Source organism: Arthrobacter sp. T572 (genome assembly GCF_056780115.1).
In genome coordinates this window covers 2,185,758-2,204,701 of the sequence record NZ_JBRAZQ010000002.1, presented here as the reverse complement: position 1 = coordinate 2,204,701, position 18,944 = coordinate 2,185,758, and the positions used below count along the sequence as shown (strand labels likewise).

The window sequence follows — 18,944 nt, the reverse complement described above, 5'->3', positions numbered from 1 at the left end:
GGACTAAAGTTCGACGCCGAGGAGGGCGTTAACCGCGTCCGCCACCAGTGCGGAATCTGACGGGGAGTGCGGCGCCGCGTTGCGAAGTGCTGCTTCTGCCCAGGAATCGACGGCGGCCAGCGCACCCGGCGCGTCGAGGTCATTGGCCAGCTCCTTCCGCATGGCCTCGACCAAAGGTGCTGCCGATCCGGCCGGAGCTTGCGCCAAAGCACGCCGCCAGGTTGCCAGGCGGTCCTTGGCGGCCTCGAATTCTTGGGCGGTCCAGGACCAGTCTGAGCGGTAGTGGTGGGCCAGGATGGCCAACCGGATGGCGGCGGGTTCTTCTCCGGCAGCGCGAAGCTTGGAGACGAGCACCAGGTTGCCTTTGGATTTGCTCATCTTCTCGCCATCCAGGCCCACCATCCCCGCGTGTGAGTAGTGGTGCGCCAAGGGGACGCCGGACAGTGAGTAGGCGTGTCCCGCGCCCATTTCGTGGTGCGGGAAGATCAGGTCCGATCCGCCGCCCTGGACCGTGAACGGCGCAGGGAGGTACTTCTGCGCGATGACCGTACACTCGATGTGCCACCCGGGCCGACCGTCGCCCAGCGATGCCCCGGGCCAGCTGGGCTCCCCCTCGCGCGCAACCCGCCAAAGCAGAGGATCGAGCGCCTGGCGCTTGCCGGGCCTGGCCGGGTCGCCGCCACGCTCGGCGAACAAGGCGAGCATTTCGGCTTCGTTGAGGCCTGAGACAGCGCCGAGGGACCAGGCGTCCGTAGCGTCTGAGCGCTTCCCGGCCGTCTCGACGTCGTAATACACATCCCCGTCCGGTTCGCCGTCGATGCCGTTCACGCGGTAGGCGACACCGTCGGCGATGAGCCGTTCGATGGCGGGCACGATGTCCGGGATGGCTTCCACGGCGCCGATGTAGTGGTCCGGGGAAACGACGTTGAGGGCGTCCATGTCAGTGTGGAACAGTTCGATCTGGCTTTGGGCCAGTTCACGCCAGTCCACGTTGGTGGCGTTGGCCCGTTCGAGCAGGGGATCGTCGATGTCGGTGACGTTCTGGACGTACGACACCCGGGCCCCGGCGTCACGCCATGCCCGGTTCAGGAGATCGAAGGCGACATAACTGGCCGCATGCCCCATGTGGGTGGCGTCGTACGGCGTAATACCGCATACGTACATGGACTGTTCCGGCCCGGGTTCAAGAGCCACCACACGGCCCAGGGACGTGTCGAAGAGGCGAAGGTCGGACAAGCTGCCGGGCAGCTCAGGAACAGGGCGGGAGGTCCACGATTTCACGAGTCAACCTTAGTGCTAGGCGCTGATCACACCGAAACCGAGCAGGACATACAGGGCCAGGCCCAGCAGGATCCGGTACCAGACGAAGAGCCTGTAGCTGCGGGTGGAGACGAACTTGAGGAACCAACCAATGATGATATAGCCCACCACGAATGCAATAACCGTGGCCAGGGCGGTCTCGCCCAGGCCGTAAGGGCCGGCTATTCCTTCGTTGGAAACCGTTTTATACAACTGGTAGAGGCCGCTGCCGAAAACAGCAGGGATGGCCAGGAGGAATGAATAACGCGCTGCTGCTTCACGGGTGTAACCCATCAGGAGGCCGGCGGTGATGGTGCCGCCGGACCGGGAGACTCCGGGGATCAGGGCCATGGCCTGGGCGAAACCGTAAAGGATGCCGTGCTTGTAGCTGAGCTGGGTGAGGTCCCGCTCCTGTCGGCCCACTGCGTCTGCGACGGCCAGGATCATGCCGAAGACGATCAGCATGGTGGCCACAATCCACATGCTCCGGAGGACCGACTCGATCTGGTCCTGGAAGAGCAGCCCGAGGACGATGATCGGCAGGCTGCCGAGGATCACCAGCCATCCCATCCTCGCGTCGGGATTGTTCCGTTCAACCTTGCCGGTCAGCGATCCGAACCAGGCTCCGATGATCCGGACGATGTCACGCCAGAAGTACACGATGACGGCGGTCTCCGTGCCCAGCTGGGTGATGGCCGTGAAGGCGGCGCCCGGGTCGGCTGCATTCGGAAGGAACGAACCAACAATCCGCAGGTGCGCGCTTGAGGAGATCGGGAGGAATTCGGTGAGGCCCTGCACAAGGCCCAGGAGGGCTGCTTCTATCCAGTTCACGTGAATAGACCCTACGTCATGAAGTCCTGCAACTGCCCGTAAGCTAGCAGCATGCAGCAGCGTTATGTCGGCAACAGCGGCTTCCGTGTGTCCTCGCTTTCCCTGGGGACCATGTCCTGGGCACAAGAGACGGATGAACAGGATGCCGCGGCGTTGCTTCACGACTTCGTGGACGCCGGCGGCACGGTGATAGACACCGCTGCTTCCTACGCCCAGGGCCAGGCCGAAGCCATGCTGGGTTCCATGTTGGGCGACGTGGTGGCCCGTTCGGAAGTGGTCATTTCCACCAAAGCCGGAGTGTCGTCGTCGGATGGCCGGCGCAGCGTCGATGCCTCCCGCGGTGCCATGCTGGCGGCGCTGGACGCCAGCCTCGCCCGGTTGCGCACCGATTACCTCGACATCTGGTTTGTCCACGACTGGGACGGCAACGTTCCCTTGGACGAGACGCTGTCAGCTTTGGAACTCGCCCAGCGCAGCGGCCGGGCACGCTATGTGGGAATCTCCAACTACAACGGCTGGCAGACGGCGAAAGCGGCCGCAGTGGCCGGGTTCACGCTGGTGGCCAACCAGTCCGAGTACTCCCTGGTCCAGCGAAAGGCCGAAGAGGAACTGATTCCCGCGGTGGAAGATGCGGGACTGGGGCTGATGGCTTGGGCTCCCCTGGGGCGTGGCGTGCTTAGCGGCAAGTACCGGGGCCAGGTGCCCACTGATTCGCGCGCGGCGCAGGGCAGGCTTGCCGGCTATGTGGAGCAGTATCTGGAACCGCGTGCGTCACGGGTGGTTGAAGCCGTGACCATGGCCGCGCGGGGGCTGGGCCGCTCGCCACTGGATGTTTCCCTGAGCTGGCTGCTGTCCAGGCCGGGAGTAGCCACCGCAGTGGTGGGAGCAAGGACACCGGTCCAGCTGAAGGAACTGCTGGATGCCCAGCTGACTGCGCTGCCCGCCGAGATTTCCCGTGCCCTGGAGGACGTTTCGGGGTGATGACGGACGGTCACTGCCTCTCGAGGATATCCATGAGGTAGCTGCCGTACCCGCTCTTGGCCAGCTTGCTTGCCTGCCTGCGAAGCTCGTCGTCGCTCAGGTAGCCCATGCGCCACGCGACTTCCTCCGGGGCTCCGATCTTCAGGCCCTGCCTGTTTTCTGTGGTGCGGACATAGTTGGAGGCATCATTCAGGTCGGCGAAAGTACCTGTATCCAGCCAGGCGGTGCCCCTGGGGAACTTCTGCACATGGAGTTTGCCCAGTTCCAAGTACTGCCGGTTGATGTCAGTGATTTCAAGCTCGCCGCGGGCTGAAGGCTTCAGATCCTTCGCCATGGCTACTACGTCGTTGTCGTAGAAATAGAGGCCAGGCACGGCATAGTTGCTCCTGGGAGCGGACGGTTTTTCCTCGATCGAGATGGCGAGGCCGTGGTCGTCGAATTCCACCACACCGTACGCTGCGGGATCCTTGACCCAGTAACCGAAGATGGCGCCGCCGTCCACGTCGCTGTATTTCCTCAGCTGGGCTCCCATGCCGGGGCCGTTGAAAATATTGTCGCCGAGGATGAGGGCAACTTTTCCGCCGCCGATGTGCTCTTCGCCCAGGATGAAGGCCTGGGCCAGGCCGTCAGGGGTGGGTTGCTCGGCGTAGGTGAGGCTAATGCCGAATTGGGAACCGTCGCCCAAAAGGCCATGGAACTGCACTGCGTCTTTTGGCGTGGTGATCACCAGAATGTCCCGGATCCCGGCCAGCATCAAAGTGCACAGCGGGTAATAGATCATGGGCTTATCGAAAACAGGCACCAGTTGTTTGCTGATTCCCAGCGTAATTGGATGGAGCCGTGACCCGGTTCCGCCGGCCAAAATAATTCCTCGCATAATTTGCTGTCCCCTCCCCTGCCGGTGTGCCCGTATGGGCGGCTACGCTATCGCCATGCAGAGAATCCTTGTCACCGGCGGGGCCGGATTCATCGGATGCAACTTTGTCCACTACATCATGGAGCACAGCAGCCTCCATGTCACTGTTCTGGACAAACTGACCTACGCCGGAAACCTTGCGTCACTGGACGGGCTTCCGGACAGCAGGTTCGACTTTGTCAAGGGCGATATCTGCGATGCAGGGTTGGTTGATACATTGACGGCCTCCGTAAATGCCGTGGTGCATTTCGCCGCTGAATCGCATAATGACAATTCCCTGCAGGATCCCCGGCCATTCGTGGACACCAATCTGGTGGGCACCTACACCCTGATCGAAGCCGCAAGGAAGCACGGAACCCGGTTCCACCACGTCTCAACGGACGAGGTGTACGGCGACCTTGCCCTGGACGATCCGGAACGCTTCACAGAGGAATCCGTTTACCGGCCGACAAGTCCCTATTCGGCAACCAAAGCGGGGTCCGACCTGCTTGTACGGGCATGGGTCCGCTCCTTCGGACTCCGGGCCACCATCAGCAACTGCTCCAACAACTACGGGCCATTCCAGCACGTGGAAAAGTTCATTCCCCGGCAGGTCACCAACGTCCTGGACGGTATCCGCCCACGCCTCTACGGCGAGGGGCGCAATGTCCGGGACTGGATCCATGTGGAAGACCATTCCTCCGCTGTGGCCGCGATCCTGGAGCGGGGACGGCTCGGAGAGACTTATTTGATCGGGGCCGACGGTGAACTGTCCAACCGTGCCGTGGTGGAGAAGCTCCTGCTGGTCATGGGCCAGCCGCCCGGCGCGTTCGACCTCGTGACGGACCGCCCGGGGCACGACCTGCGGTATGCGATCGACTCCGCCAAGCTGCGCCGCGAACTGGGCTGGACCCCCCGGTTCGGGAATTTCGACGACGGCCTGGCAGCCACCGTCCGCTGGTACACGGACAACGAACCGTGGTGGCGGCCGCAAAAGGCTGAAACGGAACTCAAATACGCCGGACAGGGACACTGACGCCAATGGCTTCCGCGCAGGAAATAACGGCCAGGACCACTCCCATCCCCGGCCTGCTGCTCTTTGACCTGCCCGTCCATGGCGATGCCCGGGGGTGGTTCAAGGAGAACTGGCACCGCGGCAGGATGGTCGCGTTGGGGCTGCCGGACTTCGGGCCGGTACAAAACAACATCTCCTTCAATGCCCGCCGGGGCACCACGCGCGGGATTCACGCCGAACCGTGGGACAAGTTCATTTCGCTGGCGTCGGGAAGGATCTTCGGCGCCTGGGTGGACCTGCGGGAAGGGCCGACCTTCGGGACTGTCTTCCATGCAGGGATGACTGAGGGACAAGCAGTCTTTGTGCCCCGCGGAGTCGGAAACGCGTTCCAGACCCTGGAAGACAACACCGCGTACACCTACCTGGTCAACGACCATTGGAGTGCCGGTGCGCAGTCCGGATACACCTTCCTCAATGTGGCCGATGAGGACACTGCTGTCCCGTGGCCTGTTCCGCTGGACCAGGCCATCCTGTCCGAGCAGGACCAGCAGCACCCCCGTCTCCGGTCGGTGGTTCCCATGAAGCCGCGGAGGATCCTGGTGCTGGGTGCCAACGGCCAGCTGGGCAGGGCGCTGAGGCAGGCCTTCGATGACGCCGCCCACGTCGACTTTGTCGGAAAGGACGGCTTCGACATCACACATGAAGCCGCGTACAGCACCTTGGAGTGGAAGAAATATTCGACCATCATCAACGCCGCAGCCTTCACGGGCGTGGATGCGGCGGAAACCACGCAGGGGCGTTCGGCTGCCTGGAGGGTCAACTCCGGTGCGGTCTCCCGCTTGGCGCGGACCGCCGTCGAGCATTCCCTCACGCTGGTCCATGTATCCAGCGACTACGTCTTCGACGGAACTGCTCCGGTCCATACGGAGGACGAACCTGTGAGTCCCCTGGGCGTGTATGGCCAGAGCAAGGCCGCCGGTGATGCCGCCGCGGCGGTGGCGGCCCGGCATTACATCGTGCGGTGCAGCTGGGTGGTGGGAGACGGCCGGAACTTTGTCCGCACCATGGCGGGCCTGGCTGCCAAAGGGGCGGCTCCCACGGTGGTGGATGACCAGGTGGGGAGGCTGACCTTCGCGCAGGACATCGCAGAGGCCATTCGCCATCTCCTGGACTCGCAGGCGCCCTTTGGTACCTACAACCTCAGCAGCGATGGCGAACCGCAGTCCTGGGCAGACATTGCCAGGGAGGTCTACCGTCTGTGTGGAGCCGATCCCGGCCAGGTGACTCCCGTCAGCACCAAAGAGTATTTCAAGCCGGGGACAGCTCCGCGTCCGCCCAGCAGCGTTCTGGACCTCGGGAAAATCCGGAGCGCCGGATTCGAACCGCCCCTAGCGTCCAAGCGCCTGGCCGCGTACCTCGAGGATCCGAACCTCTGGCGCGGTCCCTGAAACAGGCCTACAGTTGGCCGTACGGCAGCCGTTGGCGCGGCCGGGAGACAACTCAAAGAACACAGGGCGGCAGGTGCTGCCCGCGGCGATCCGGGCAGTGCAGCAGCCCCGGGTCGTCGCGCAATGTTGTGCCATGAGTCAAGACCCGGACCTGAGCCTGGAGAGCCGAGAATGCTGCAGCCCAAGACACCCTTCGGCAGGAACGCCACCGCCGCGCGCGATGCACTCCACGCCGCCACCGTCCTGCTCCGCGGTACCCGCGCCGGCACCCGGCCCGGCAGGGGCGCGGGCGGACCGGGAAGCCCGCAGCCGGGCATGCTCGAACTCGGCGGCGTGCCGGTGCGGCTCATGGACTTTGATGATGCCGTTTCCGGCATCATTGCGCGCGCAGAATGCAGTACCGGACGTCCACTGGGTGTCTGCTCCGCCAACCTCGACCACATCCTGCACTTTGGCGCCGGGGGCCGGTGGGCGGGCGTCCTCGGGCAGGCCTCCTCCGTGGAGTGGTTGACCCTCATGGACGGGGCTCCGTTGGTCTCGGCGGCCCGCCGCATGACCTCGACATCCTGGCCAAGGCTTGCGGGAAGTGACCTGATTGGTCCCTTGCTGGACGAGGCTGGGCGTCGAGGGCTGCGGGTGGGGTTCCTGGGCGGATCGGACGAAGCGCAGGCGATGATCAAACGGAAGCTTGCCGCGGAACGCCCGGATGTGGCCGTTGCCGGTTGGTGGGCACCGTCGCGGGAAGTGCTGGGCAATCGGGAAGAGTCCCGGGCGTTGGCTGCCCGGATCAAGGAAACAGCCCCACACATCCTGGTGGTTGGCCTCGGAAAACCTCGGCAGGAGTTGTGGATCGACGAGTACGGTCCACAAACCGGAGCCAGGGTGTTGCTGGCCTTTGGAGCCGTGGTGGACTTCCTGGCCGGAAGGGTACGCCGGGCACCGGCCTGGATCAGTTCCCATGGACTTGAGTGGGGCTGGCGGTTGATGCTTGAACCCCGCAGGCTCGCCCGCCGGTATCTGGTGGACGGCCCCGAGGCCTACTTCAGGCTGCTGCGGACAAGTGGCCCTTGGCTGCCGGCGGCAGAGCCGGCACCATCCCGGCCGACGCCGGTGCAGGCCGCCGGCCACACGGCCGGATCGTTCGTTCCCGCGGAGGTGGCTGCCGACGTCGCGGTTCTTGCCGTGACCTACAACAATGCCGACGACGTGGATGCGCTGATCGCGGGCCTCCGGCAGGAAACAGCCGCCCAGTCACTGAAGGTCGTGGTGGCGGACAATTCACCCACCGGTGAAACCCTGCAGGCTCTTGCCCGTCACCCGGATGTTGTTGCGGTACCCACCGGGGGCAACCTCGGATACGCCGGCGGAATCAACGCCGCCATGAGGCAGGCCGGAGAGGCCGGGGCATATCTGGTGCTGAACCCGGACCTGCGGGTTGAACCAGGTGCGGTCGCAGCCATGCGCCACAGGATGGAGGCAACGGGAGCCGGGATGGTGGTGCCCGTCCTCCTGGACGATGACGGCAGCGTGTATCCGTCCCTTCGGCGCGAACCCGGCGTCCTGCGGGCGCTGGGAGACGCGGCACTGGGCAGCCGCCTGCCGCGCCGGCCGGGCTGGCTGGCAGAGATGGATTTTGAGCCGGAGAGCTACCGGCACGCCCACAGGGTGGACTGGGCCACCGGCGCGGCGATGCTGATCCATGCCGACGTAGCCCGCGCGGTGGGCTGGTGGGATGAGCGCTTCTTCCTCTACTCGGAGGAGACGGACTACTGCCGGCGGGTCAGGGCGGCCGGTGCCTCGATCTGGTTTGAGCCGGAGGCACGGATGTGGCACGAGCGGGGAGGCTCGGGGACCTCCCCGCAGTTGACGGCGCTGATGTCCGTCAACCGCGTGCGCTACGCGGAGAAGTACTTCGGCCCGGGCCACCTGGCGGCATTCCGCGTGGCAGCTGTCCTGGCCGAGGTCCTGCGATCAGGTAAGCCGGGACATCGGGAAGCTTTGGAAGCACTGCTCAGCTCCCGGCGGCGGGAAGCTCTGCCCGGGGCGACCCTGCAGCACGGCAGCGCCGCTGCTCCCCCGTCCGGGACCATTGTCATTCCGGCGCATAACGAGGCGGCGGTGATCGGGCGCACGCTCACCGCGCTCGCGGACGTGATCGGCTGGGGAACGGTGGAGGTCATCGTGGCCTGCAACGGTTGTACGGACGGGACAGAGGAGATCGCATCCGCCTTTGACGGTGTGCGGGTGCTCCACGTTGCGGAAGCGTCGAAGACCGCTGCCTTGAATGCTGCCGACCAGGTGGCCAAGGCCTGGCCCCGCCTCTATCTGGATGCGGATATCGAGGTAAGCGCCGAGGCTGTGGGGCAAGTTCTGAGGCGCTTGGCTGAAGGCACGTCGCTGGCTGCACGGCCAGCCTTCGTCTACGACACGCAGGGGGCGTCGCCACTGGTGCGGAGCTATTACCGGGCGCGCATGCGGATCCCGTCCAACTCGCAGGCACTGTGGGGTGCCGGCGTCTTCGGGTTGAGCCGCAAAGGCCACGCTCGCCTGGGCTCGTTTCCGGCGGTCACCGGGGATGACTACTACGTCGACCGGCTGTTCGGGCAGCACGAAAAGGCCGTCCTGGAGACGGAGCCCGTGGTGGTGAGGACGCCGCGTTCAGCCTCTGCCCTGCTCGGTATCCTGGGGCGGAACTACAGGGGAAATGCACAGCAGGATACGGCCGGCGGAACCACGGCGCGCGGCACCGTGCGGCAGTTGCTGTCGTCCGTCCGGGGTCCGCTGACTGCCGTTGACGCCGCCGTGTACGTGGCCTTCGCCGGTGCGGGCCGCCGTCGTGCGGTGTTGTCACGCAGGACAGCTTCCGGATGGGAGCGGGACAACAGCAGCCGGTGATCAGAAACCGCAGGTACCTCCCCCTTCGATGCGGTAGAGGTGCACAGCGTTGCCATCCGCGAAGCTGTCGGTGAAGGTGCCGTCATTGATGGCCAGTGTGCGGTTTTCATCGATGACGACGGCGGAGCTGCCGCCGCACTTGAGCGTGAACGTGGCGGGACCGCCGGCCTTCTGGTTGGCTCCGGCGAGGATGTAGATCGTGCCGTCGTGGAGCTTGGTGGCATGGTCCACCGGGCCACTGATGCTGACGGCGCCGTCCAGGAAGGGGGCGTTGAGGACGGGGGCAAGATTCCTGATCTGTTGGTTGACTGCGGTGAGGGCGGGCACGATGTCCTTTCCGCAGTCCCTGATCACGTGTTGGGTCACGCAGTCGCCACCAAAATTGTGGTTGAAATAGATGATGCCCCTGGCTCCATGAATGAGGCTGCTCCACACCGCCCCCCTGAGCTCAGGACCGGTGATGGTGGCGGTGTTGGGAACATCACCTGAGGGATGGCCGTTTTCGACGAAAGCCCACACGGGGATCCTCGCTGCGGGGTCCTGGAGGTTTCGCAGCCTGTCGACGGTCCAGCCATAATTGGCCGCCAGCCGGCATTCCTCCTGTGTGAGGTCACGGGCGTATCCCACGATCGCGCCACCTTCCCCGCGACCGCAGATATTGGGATCCGTAAACCAATAGTTGTCTGCTGAGACGAGGTCCTGCACACCACGGAGGAACCCTCGTGCTTCTTCGTCCGACTCCCAGAAAGTAACGCCTTTGCCGTAGTTGGAGTAGAGCAACACACCTTGGGGCGCAACGGCCCGCCTCTCCTTCTGGATTGTGTATCCGCACGGCGATCCTGCCGGGACGCAGGGTTCTCCTTCACCGGGGTACCTTCCTGACCACTGTGCGGCACCAGGCCCGGCCCACATGTCCACTTCGTCACTCAGGGCGAAGCCTGCGGCGGCCGTGTGTGGGAAAGCCGGGATCGCGAACATGCCGGAGTCCCTGACCAGCTGGACATCGGAGTTTGCCGTCAGTTCCACATAGGTGTTCAAACCAGCAGCCGAGTCCATGGCAACGTTGCCCTTGTCCAGGACGCTTTCCAGCCACACTCCGATGGGAAAAAAGGCGGGGTCGGTGGGCAGGCTGCCCTTGAACCGCGCGTAGTAGTCCGGGCCGCCATCCACTTCACGCAGAGTGATGGCGGTGGTCCCCGCGGACGTCGGGTCTGCGGCCTTTCCCGTGGCGGAGGGAGTGGCATCCCGGGAACCCGGCCCGGATGCCACGGCAGCAACAATGCCCACCGCGGCGACTGCGAGCGCACTTCCGGCCCACAGGCCCATGGTCTTGCCCCTCAAGGTTTCCTCCCGGTTTGCTTCAGATCAATGCTGCGAGGGCGCGGGCGCTTGCCCGGACGTCGTAGGACTCTTCAAGGCGCAGGCGGGCCCGCTGCCCCATGGCTGTGGCTTGCGAGGGACTGTGGAGGGTGTTGAGGATTGCTGCTGCTAGTTGGTTGGAGTTCCCGGGTTCAACCAAGGTGCCGGTGTGTCCGCTGGCCACCAGGTCCGGAACTCCCCCGGCCGATGTTGCGACGATCGGCACTTGCATGGCCATGGCTTCCATGATGGCTACTCCCAGTGGTTCCTCGTGGCTGGCCAAAGCGAAGAGGTGTGCGTTTTCGAGTTCAGCTTTGATGCGGCTTTCGGGCACGGCGCCCAGCAGTGTTACCCGGGGGGTGAGCCCGCGCTCCGTTACGGCACGTTCCACTGCTGCCCGGTAGCCTTTCCCGCCGTGGTCGTCCTCTCCGGCGATGGTCAGGACGGCTTCCACGCCTGTGTCAACCACGGAGCGAAGGGCGGAGAGGAGTTCGATGTGGCCTTTGCTGGGGTTGAGCCTCCCGCAGCTGAAGATGCGGGCCGGGCCGGTGCCCTGCCAGGGGATGTATGGTGCTGCGCGGCTGAAGGCAGCCAACTCCACGCCCATGGGGGCGACTTCGACGTTCGCCGGCATGAATCCATCCAGTTGCTTTCGGGTTTCGTTCAGGAGTTTCTCGGTGATGACGATCGAGAACTTGGCGTTCCGCCATTTCTGCTGCTGGTTGGGTCCATAGTCACTGAGGGGTCCGTGGAGGGTGAGGCTGTAGGGAATGCCCGTGAGGAGGTGCGCGAACAGGGCTACCTGGGCTGAGTCGGCGCAGGAGTGCACGTGGATGTGCGACCACCCCCGTGTGTGTGCATGATGTGCCAGTTCGGCTCCGGCCCAGAAGAGTCCTGCGGTTCGCAGGACATCACGGGCCATGGCCTTCGGGTTTGAGTGTCGGCGCAGGCCCGAAGCTTCTGCCAAGAGGGCAGGATGGTGCAGCCCGGGCAGGGCGGATTTGGCTGATCCGCTGACGCTCTTAGGACTTGGGGGCATCAGGAACTTGGTCTCCGGCAAGCCGTCCTGTGCCCATGGTGGCGTGATCCCTGTTTGCCTGGGTCTGCGGGTGGACACTGGTTCGGGATGTTGCCCGAGGTCCATGAGGGCTTTCAGCTCCCGCCAGAAGAAGGCATGGGTTTGACCGGGGAACTCCGGTACGAGATATCCGAATCTGGTCATCGCCGGTGCTCTATTCGGGCGTTCAGCGCGTGTTTGCCGTTTTGAGGGGGTCTTTCGGTGCGGTCTGCCGGCGGGCTTCGGACCGTGGACGTGCGTCGCTTGCCACAAGGGTTTCCAAGTGGGCGAGTGCCGCCGCCTCCTCCGGCGCAGGTGGCACCGGTCCCGGCACGAGTGGCTTTGATTGCCGGCGTGTCCGGTTCCTGGGTTCACCGTTGCTGTTGTTCCGGGTCCTGGAGGCTTCCACGGCACGGGCGAGGGAGACTGTTCCAAGCGTGAGGACGATCCCGGCCACCACGACAACGATCACCGACCTGAGCCTGCTGGAGAACTGTTCTGTGGCTTTGTCGGGTGGGGCAACCGCCAAGGCCGTAAACAGGTACCTGTCGGAGGCTCCGTTGATGGTTTGAATGGTGCGCAGGTCTTGCTCCAGCCGTTCGCCGAGGGCCTTCGCGGTGGCGATGGCCTGCTCCTTGTCGTCGGAGATCCCCGAGATATCGATGAGGAAGGCGTCAGAGGGCCGCTCCACTTTGTAGTCCGTGCTCAGTCCGCGCGAGGCAAGGAAATCGCCTGTGGCGACATCGTTCAGCCGCGTGACCGCCACTTGCGCTACCAGGGACGTGTCCGCGGACCGAAGATAGGGATTGTCAGTGTTCAACAATCCGAGGGACGGGTCCTTTTCGATGTCCTCGGACGTGGGAGTCTTTGGATTGACAATCGCGTACGTCGTCCGCGCTTCGTAGGTCCGTGGGGCGTACGAAAACATGTAGACCGCGGCCACGGCTGTCAGAAGGAGGACCGGCAGCACGAAGATCTTGTAACGCCACAGTGTCTTGAATACGGCTACGGGGTCCATGATCCCTCCTTGGGGAGTGGTTGCGTGGTAGTTGGGCGTTCCGGGGGCTCGTGATGCGGGGCTTCGCCTGGTTCCTTGAGCTGGATTTCGCGGCGGACCATGTTCCAGGCTCCACCTGCCAATCCGACGATGAAGGGGTAGGTGAGGGCGAAGACCGGGAAGGACATGGAGTCGAAGGTGAAGGAGCAGACGGCGGCGACGATGCCTGCGGCCGCAACGGCGCCGGCGAGGCATCGGAGGGCCGGGATGCGGGATGCGCGGGCTGCAAGGAGTGTCGAGAGGCCCGGCAGGGTCAGGTAGGCGATCAAGCCCACGAGCCCCACCAGGCCGATGGTCACCGTGGCGTTGAGGTACTGGTTGTCGAGGATGTGGATGGCGTTGCTGGGCATGTAGTTCCCGGGCCCCACGCCGAAGAAGGGCCGCTCTTCCACCATGGCTGCTACCCGTGGATAGTTGTTGGTTCGCGTCGTGATGGAAGGATCGTTGTCGCCGGCGGTCAGTGACGCTGTCAGAGTGCCCACGAGCCCGGGCACACCGAGGAAGAGGGCCGCCACAATGGCGGGGGCGGCGATGAATGCCCAACGGCGCGCCATCCTGGGCAGGAAGGGAATGAAAACGGCCATACCGGCCAACAGTCCCAGGATTCCGGAGCGCGAGACTGTGGACGCAATGGCGAATACCAGCAGCGCCGTGATGGTCCAATGCACCCATTTCCTGCCCTTTACGTCGTACAGGCTCCTCCAGATGGAGAGGGGAAGGAGCATGGAGCAGATGACGGCCAACTCGATGGAATGGAAGGTGCTTCCCGAGACGCGCATCATGGCGCCCCGTATTTGGAAGGCTGTGTTCCCGCCGTTGTTGGTGAAGCCCGGCATGGCCATTTGCAGCCACTGCATGGGGTCCACCCTGAAGAAGAACTGGACGACGGCGACGAGGCAGCAAAAGGCGGCACCGGCCAGCAAAGCCCTGGTTAGTGCCATGGCCGCGTTGAGTGTTCGTACAGCTTCGGCGGTTACGAGGATGATGCCGGCACTGGCCAACAGGAGTATCAGCCATCGATCGGCGGCGGCGCGCGCCGGGCTTTCGCTTCCGCCTGTGTAGCCCGAGTACATGGCCGCGTACGAGGCGCAGGTGCCCACCCACAGCAGAACGAAGCCCATGCGCCCCGGATGCCGGTTCTCGAGGGGGTTGGTCAGTCCGAAGAGCACGGAACATACCCATACGGCCAGCAGGAGCAGCGCAATGATCAGGGGCAGGGTGCCGACTGCCCCCAGGGGCTTGAGCACCATGTTGGAGGGGAAAAAGAAGATCCCGAACGCTGCGAATTTCAGGAGCAACGGCACGTGCGACGTGCCTTTGCCGGGTTCGAGGCCGTCGATTCCGGCAAAAGCGCTGGGCCGCATTGCCGGCCTGAACCTGGTGCTGCTCATGGCGATCCCGGAAGTATGGTGTTGCCTGAGCACGCTGACTCCAGCACCTCGGCAAAGGCGTCTGTAGATACTCTCCAGTCCAGCCGCCTCCGTGCGGCAATCCTTGAGGCCCGGTCCTGGATGTCGTTGGCCTCCACGGCGCGTGCCAGGGCTCCGGCCAAACCGCTGGGGGTGGCCGGTGCCCAGATAACCTCCGGATCCTTCAAAACCTGCGCGGCGAACGCTGATTCGTTCAGGACCGGGACGTTGCCCGCGGCCAACAGTTCCTCCGGAACAAGGGAGATGTTGGTGAATGACAGGGCAAGGCCTGCGATGGTGCTGTTGTACAGCCTGTTGAGATCTCCGGGGGGCAGGTTCCCATGATTGTTCACAGGAATGGACCACCCGGTGATGCTGTCCCCGTAGATGTGGATTTCCTGGTCGGGGTGCATGGCATGGAACTGTTCCAGAGCCAGTTTCGCCAGGAGATAGCCGCGCCGGTCTACAGCCCGCTTGGCGTAATACACCACCCCGTGGCGGGTCGGTGCCCCCTCCGGCCCTTCAAGCAGCCTGTAAGTCGTGGTGTCGCACGCGAAGGGCACGGAAGCCGCTGGCTCCATACCCAGTTCGGACTTCATGACGGCGCCGATCATTCCCCCAAGGGCGATGTTGGTGAACCCGAGCCGGTAACTGTTTTCTGCGAGCGCATACAGGGTGCCCCTCGGGTAGAAGTAGGGTTCGTAGTCCTGGATGAAGTAGAAACTGTGGAGGTGTCGGCTGCCGTGGGCTGCGGCCGCATAAGCCGTAGGCCAGGAGCTGGCGACGATGGCGTCCATGCCGTGGAAACCTTCGGCGACGCTGCGGATCTCCGCTTCCATGAGTGGCCAGTGCTTTCTGATGACAGCGGCGTGGCGGGATACGTCGTCGCTGTTCCTGTCGTACAGGAAGAGGGCGCAGCGGTGTCCGCGTTCTTCCATGCCCTGCACCATGCGGAAGAAGGTGGTGTGGCCGCCTGAGCCTGGACCGGGCGGTGTGCAGACCCAGCCAACATTCATGGCGCCGGATACCGGGTGGGGCTGACGGTGTGGTGCGTTATTGGCGGACGCCTGAAGATCTTCCGTGCGGACGGGCAGGTCGGGTTCGTTGACGGACAGCCGTTCGAGGGCCTTGCCTGCTGCCTTGTGGATGATCTTCCTGGTGACTGCGGGCCAGCCGTCTCGTTGTGCGTGTGCCATGACGCGGTGGAGTACGTTCATGGGCGGACTCCCCGATGGTTGGATCCTTGGCGTGCCTGCCTGAAGGCCTCCAGTGCCTGCCTTCGGTCCTGCAGGGGGATCCCGGCCTTGGCGGAGAGCATCACCACGTTCTTGTCCGGCGGTGCTCCGCGCAGAAGGCGTTCAATGTCCGCTTGGGTGAGCCTTTTTTCTTCCGAGTGCACGATCCCTTGCATTTCGCTGACGTGGGCACCGGGGCCCGCGGCGACTTCATCCACGTACAGCCCGTACAGCATCATCTCGGAGAAATGCAGTTCGGCCCCGACGGCCGTGGACCAAAGGCGTCCTTTCACCTCCTGGATATGGCGGAGCATGTCCCGCACCAGCCGCGGTTCCCAAAGGCACGGCCAGCAGATGTAGTCGTCCAGGTCTCCGTCCGGTGGCGCTTCAAGGCCCAGCAGCCTTCGGGCCGACGCGTGCCAGAGCCTGTGGCCGGGCAGTGTTTTGTCAACACCTCCGGGTTTGCGGTACAGGGCGATGGAGCCATTGTGCCTGAACGTGTCGAGGTTGGTCTCGCGGATCAGCACGCTGTCGGAGTCCAGCAGCAGGGCTCCATCGACGTGCAGCACGGATACCGCCGACAGTTTCAGGATCTGCTGGGTAATCCAGCCTCGGACCGGTGGCCAGGGGCGGGCGCCATTGACCCAGACGTTGACTCCGGGAGCCTTGATGAAGGACCGGGGAAGGAACTCGCGGGCGTCGTGGACTTCCGTCCTGGGTCCTTGGAGTTTCCTGAAGGCCGGAAGGTCCTGGGCCGGCACAATAATGTGGTGCACCACGCCGGCGGCCGTCAGTTCAAGGACGGAACGGTTGAGGTCAACGCAGAGTTCAAGGTCAGGCAGGTAGCTTGGCGTGACCACTGAGAGGTTGCTGCCGGGCATGGACGCCGGACTGGCAGGTATTGGAGGCGGCATCATGCGGCACCCTCTTTCGCGGTTTCGGGCAAGGTAGTGTTCAGCCGGCCCCGCAAAAGGTTCCTCAGGGTCAGAAGGAGCACCCTCCCCTGCCGATAGGTCAGCGTGCCGTAGACAGCGACACCCGCCAGGCCACCCAGCAGCAGCGGGACAACGGATCCCTGCACGGTTCCTGCGACCAGCCAAGCCGCGCTTCCTGCCGCTGCTGCGGCCAGCAGCGGCACGATGCTCCCCCGCATCAGGTCCAACGCCCGGATGCCCAAAACCAAGGTCAGGACCCTGACATACATCGGAATGACCACCAGGCAGGCCACGACCGCATGTGCAGCGCCCGCGCCGGCAATCCCCCACTGGCTGATGCCGAAGAACAGGGCAGGCACCAGGGCGGCCAGCCACACTACCTGAACCCAGAAGAGCCACATGGTCCGGCCGGCGCCAACCGACAAGTCGGCGAAGAGTTCCACCAGGATGCGTGTGGCACCGAACACTCCCAAGGTAGCCAAAGCCACTGAGGCCGGGGCCCAGGTGGATCCGTAGGCTACGACGATCAAGGGGTGCGCCAGGCCCACCACCATCGCTGAAACCGGGAAGGCGAAGTATGCGATACCTGCAACAAAACGCCCGGCCAGCGTCCCCAGGGTGCCGTCGGCGTACAACCGTCCGAAGGTTGGGACTGCGGTCGCCCTGATCACCGACGTAATGACGGCGCTGGGGAGCCCGGCCAGATTGAATGCCAGCAGGTACAGACCCAAAGCTGTGGGGTCCAGCAGCCTGCCGATCAGGAAGTAGTCAACATTCAGGGTGATGAAGACCACCAGGTTCGCCATCGCCAGGGGCATCCCAAGCTTCACCACCTCCAGCGCCACGGAGCGGTCGTAACCCGGCAGGTAGCGGCGCGGGGTGATGATCCAATACCCCACCAGGGCCACCAGCTGGCCACCAACCCGGGACCACGCCAGCGCCATCGCACCCCAGCCCTCGGCAGCCATGGGAACCACCAGCACGAGCACGGTCAGCACGCTGCCGACATCCACGAAGACCCGGGCCTTTTGCAGGTACTCCCGCCACACCATGGTGGACGGGACCGCACCGAGGCCTTGGAGCAGGATTGTCAGCGACAACACCTGGATGACGGGGGTCGCTGCGGGGTCGTCGAAAGCCGCTGCGAGCGCGGGTGCGGTGATGATAGCCGCTGCTGTCATTACGGAACTCGTCACCAGGGCGATCGTGAACACGGTAGGGGCTACCCGGTCGGGATCCCCGGTGCCCCGTGCAAGGGACGCCGTGGCACCGAGTTCTGCCATGTTCGTGGCTATGGTTTGGACAACGATCGCAACTGCGAGAGCACCAAAGTGTTCGGGCGCGAGCATCCTCGCCACGATGATGGTGGTGGCGAACTGCACAATGCGCCCCAGGGCCATGTTCACGCCACCCCAGAGGGTGGCGCCTACGGCCCTTTTTCCCAGTGCTCCCCTGGTTTCCGTCATGAGATGCCCGTCATGGCCCACAACCGCCAGCGCACCCGGTCAAGCTGGCCCCGGACAAAGGCAAGCGATGATGCGGTGCCACCAGGCCCGCGTCCCCGCGTTGCCCGGGCGATCCTCGCCTGGAGCAGGTTTGCCCTGCGCACATTGCCGGGGACATCGTGCAGTGACTCGACGAATTTCCTGAGTTCGGTGGCCGTTTCCACGGACACCGGCCCCGCCAATTCGCTGCAACCAAGGCGGGTTGCTTCCCGGCACAGGGCTTTCTTGGCGCGCAGCAGTTGCTTTGTCCGTACGGCGACAGGGGCCGGGAAACGCGGATCTTCCAGCACACGGAAGGCATCCAGGCGGTGCTGGATGTCGACAGCGGCGGAGGCAAACCGGGTCTGGTGCATGTTGCTGCCGTGCACGCGGTAGTACGCCTGGACCGGACCGTTGATCCGGCCCACATCCCAGGACGCTGCTGCCCTCAGCCAGTACTCAAGGTCCCCGGAGTGTGGCAACAAGGGGCTGTACGCCCCGATGCCGAGAACGGCTTCGGTCCGCATCACGACTTCCGGGGACAGGATAAAGTTCCGCCCCCGGGCGCAGGCCAGTGACATCCACGTCCGGCCATCCCACACTGTCCACGTTTCGCGTTCCGGCGGGCCGGCGGGCGGCGGCTGTTCCGTGAAATCCCTGGGGAGGCCGTACACAAGCCCCACACGCGGATTGGCTTCCATCAGGGCAGCGGCCCGGGCCAGCGCACCGGGTGCCACCAGGTCATCGGCCGAGACGAGAGTGACGTACTTGCCGGCAGCCCGGGACAGGCCGTCGTTGTAGGTAGCGATGTGTCCTTGGTTGCTGCTGTGGGCCACTACCGTGATGCGGGGATCTGCCGAGGCCAACTGCCGGGCAACGGCCAGGCTGTCGTCGGTGGAGGCGTCATCGACGACGATCACTTCAACATCCACCCCGTCCTGCGACAGGGCGCTCGCGGCCGCCTCCGGCAGGAAGCGCCCGTAGTTGTAGCAGGGAACCACCACCGAGACCACGGGACGGCGCGGCAGGGGGCGGGGGCGCATG

At 64.5% G+C, this 18,944-nt stretch carries 15 protein-coding genes; 4 read left to right on the top strand and 11 right to left on the bottom strand.

Going from position 1 to position 18,944, the window contains the following annotated elements; all coding sequences use genetic code 11:
• Positions 1–3: 3 nt before the first annotated feature.
• On the bottom strand, positions 4–1,281 hold the full coding sequence (gene mshC, locus ACUYMZ_RS11360) for a cysteine--1-D-myo-inosityl 2-amino-2-deoxy-alpha-D-glucopyranoside ligase (RefSeq protein WP_481603399.1): 1,278 nt from the start codon (positions 1,279–1,281) through the stop codon (positions 4–6).
• Between the two features lie 15 nt (positions 1,282–1,296).
• Positions 1,297–2,130 (bottom strand): undecaprenyl-diphosphate phosphatase, encoded by an 834-nt coding sequence (locus tag ACUYMZ_RS11355; RefSeq protein ID WP_426002692.1) that lies wholly within the window; start codon positions 2,128–2,130, stop codon positions 1,297–1,299.
• 51 nt (positions 2,131–2,181) lie between these two features.
• Here ACUYMZ_RS11355 and ACUYMZ_RS11350 point away from each other — a divergent pair, with 51 nt between their 5' ends.
• The gene (locus tag ACUYMZ_RS11350; RefSeq protein ID WP_426002691.1) at positions 2,182–3,111 is read left to right on the top strand and encodes an aldo/keto reductase; all 930 of its coding nucleotides are present in this window, start codon (positions 2,182–2,184) and stop codon (positions 3,109–3,111) included.
• A 10-nt stretch (positions 3,112–3,121) separates the two neighbouring features.
• Here the strand turns inward: ACUYMZ_RS11350 and rfbA are convergent, their stop codons facing one another.
• On the bottom strand, positions 3,122–3,988 hold the full coding sequence (rfbA, locus tag ACUYMZ_RS11345) for a glucose-1-phosphate thymidylyltransferase RfbA (protein ID WP_481603396.1): 867 nt from the start codon (positions 3,986–3,988) through the stop codon (positions 3,122–3,124).
• Between the two features lie 55 nt (positions 3,989–4,043).
• Between rfbA and rfbB the strand changes: the two genes are divergently transcribed.
• The 3 genes from rfbB (at position 4,044) to ACUYMZ_RS11330 (ending at position 9,364) form a co-directional block, all read left to right on the top strand.
• Positions 4,044–5,042: a dTDP-glucose 4,6-dehydratase gene (gene rfbB, locus ACUYMZ_RS11340; RefSeq protein ID WP_481603394.1), complete on the top strand. Its 999-nt coding sequence runs from the start codon at positions 4,044–4,046 to the stop codon at positions 5,040–5,042.
• A gap of 5 nt (positions 5,043–5,047) precedes the next feature.
• Positions 5,048–6,469 carry a sugar nucleotide-binding protein gene (locus ACUYMZ_RS11335; protein WP_481603392.1) on the top strand — a complete coding sequence of 474 codons (1,422 nt, stop codon included), beginning with the start codon at positions 5,048–5,050 and terminating at the stop codon, positions 6,467–6,469.
• Between the two features lie 171 nt (positions 6,470–6,640).
• Positions 6,641–9,364, top strand: coding sequence for a WecB/TagA/CpsF family glycosyltransferase (locus tag ACUYMZ_RS11330; protein ID WP_481603390.1), 2,724 nt, complete (start codon positions 6,641–6,643; stop codon positions 9,362–9,364).
• Here the strand turns inward: ACUYMZ_RS11330 and ACUYMZ_RS11325 are convergent, their stop codons facing one another.
• From ACUYMZ_RS11325 to ACUYMZ_RS11290, 8 genes are read right to left on the bottom strand one after another with little or no spacing between them, the layout of a single operon-like run.
• Complete coding sequence (locus tag ACUYMZ_RS11325) at positions 9,365–10,705, bottom strand: hypothetical protein (protein WP_481603388.1); 1,341 nt, start codon at positions 10,703–10,705, stop codon at positions 9,365–9,367.
• A 19-nt stretch (positions 10,706–10,724) separates the two neighbouring features.
• The gene (epsE, locus tag ACUYMZ_RS11320; protein ID WP_481603385.1) at positions 10,725–11,945 is read right to left on the bottom strand and encodes an exopolysaccharide biosynthesis GT4 family glycosyltransferase EpsE; all 1,221 of its coding nucleotides are present in this window, start codon (positions 11,943–11,945) and stop codon (positions 10,725–10,727) included.
• A gap of 22 nt (positions 11,946–11,967) precedes the next feature.
• Positions 11,968–12,798 (bottom strand): YveK family protein, encoded by an 831-nt coding sequence (locus ACUYMZ_RS11315; protein WP_442422661.1) that lies wholly within the window; start codon positions 12,796–12,798, stop codon positions 11,968–11,970.
• Positions 12,786–14,228, bottom strand: coding sequence for an O-antigen ligase family protein (locus ACUYMZ_RS11310; RefSeq protein ID WP_481603383.1), 1,443 nt, complete (start codon positions 14,226–14,228; stop codon positions 12,786–12,788). Before ACUYMZ_RS11310 ends, ACUYMZ_RS11315 begins: the two co-directional genes overlap by 13 nt.
• Positions 14,225–15,463: a glycosyltransferase family protein gene (locus tag ACUYMZ_RS11305; protein WP_481603381.1), complete on the bottom strand. Its 1,239-nt coding sequence runs from the start codon at positions 15,461–15,463 to the stop codon at positions 14,225–14,227. The genes ACUYMZ_RS11310 and ACUYMZ_RS11305 overlap by 4 nt, the downstream gene beginning before the upstream one ends.
• Positions 15,460–16,398: a DUF6492 family protein gene (locus tag ACUYMZ_RS11300; protein ID WP_481603380.1), complete on the bottom strand. Its 939-nt coding sequence runs from the start codon at positions 16,396–16,398 to the stop codon at positions 15,460–15,462. Before ACUYMZ_RS11300 ends, ACUYMZ_RS11305 begins: the two co-directional genes overlap by 4 nt.
• Complete coding sequence (locus tag ACUYMZ_RS11295) at positions 16,395–17,882, bottom strand: oligosaccharide flippase family protein (RefSeq protein ID WP_481603378.1); 1,488 nt, start codon at positions 17,880–17,882, stop codon at positions 16,395–16,397. The genes ACUYMZ_RS11300 and ACUYMZ_RS11295 overlap by 4 nt, the downstream gene beginning before the upstream one ends.
• Positions 17,879–18,943 carry a glycosyltransferase family 2 protein gene (locus tag ACUYMZ_RS11290; RefSeq protein ID WP_481605858.1) on the bottom strand — a complete coding sequence of 355 codons (1,065 nt, stop codon included), beginning with the start codon at positions 18,941–18,943 and terminating at the stop codon, positions 17,879–17,881. The genes ACUYMZ_RS11295 and ACUYMZ_RS11290 overlap by 4 nt, the downstream gene beginning before the upstream one ends.
• Position 18,944: the final 1 nt, after the last annotated feature.

Coding starts and splice junctions, on each gene's coding strand:
- ACUYMZ_RS11350 (WP_426002691.1), top strand. CDS start 2,182: ATGCAGCAGCGTTATGTCGGCAACAGCGGCTTCCGTGTGTCCTCGCTT.
- rfbA (WP_481603396.1), bottom strand. CDS start 3,988: ATGCGAGGAATTATTTTGGCCGGCGGAACCGGGTCACGGCTCCATCCA.
- rfbB (WP_481603394.1), top strand. CDS start 4,044: ATGCAGAGAATCCTTGTCACCGGCGGGGCCGGATTCATCGGATGCAAC.
- ACUYMZ_RS11335 (WP_481603392.1), top strand. CDS start 5,048: ATGGCTTCCGCGCAGGAAATAACGGCCAGGACCACTCCCATCCCCGGC.
- ACUYMZ_RS11330 (WP_481603390.1), top strand. CDS start 6,641: ATGCTGCAGCCCAAGACACCCTTCGGCAGGAACGCCACCGCCGCGCGC.
- epsE (WP_481603385.1), bottom strand. CDS start 11,945: ATGACCAGATTCGGATATCTCGTACCGGAGTTCCCCGGTCAAACCCAT.
- ACUYMZ_RS11315 (WP_442422661.1), bottom strand. CDS start 12,798: ATGGACCCCGTAGCCGTATTCAAGACACTGTGGCGTTACAAGATCTTC.
- ACUYMZ_RS11310 (WP_481603383.1), bottom strand. CDS start 14,228: ATGAGCAGCACCAGGTTCAGGCCGGCAATGCGGCCCAGCGCTTTTGCC.
- ACUYMZ_RS11305 (WP_481603381.1), bottom strand. CDS start 15,463: ATGAACGTACTCCACCGCGTCATGGCACACGCACAACGAGACGGCTGG.
- ACUYMZ_RS11300 (WP_481603380.1), bottom strand. CDS start 16,398: ATGATGCCGCCTCCAATACCTGCCAGTCCGGCGTCCATGCCCGGCAGC.
- ACUYMZ_RS11295 (WP_481603378.1), bottom strand. CDS start 17,882: ATGACGGAAACCAGGGGAGCACTGGGAAAAAGGGCCGTAGGCGCCACC.
- ACUYMZ_RS11290 (WP_481605858.1), bottom strand. CDS start 18,943: ATGCGCCCCCGCCCCCTGCCGCGCCGTCCCGTGGTCTCGGTGGTGGTT.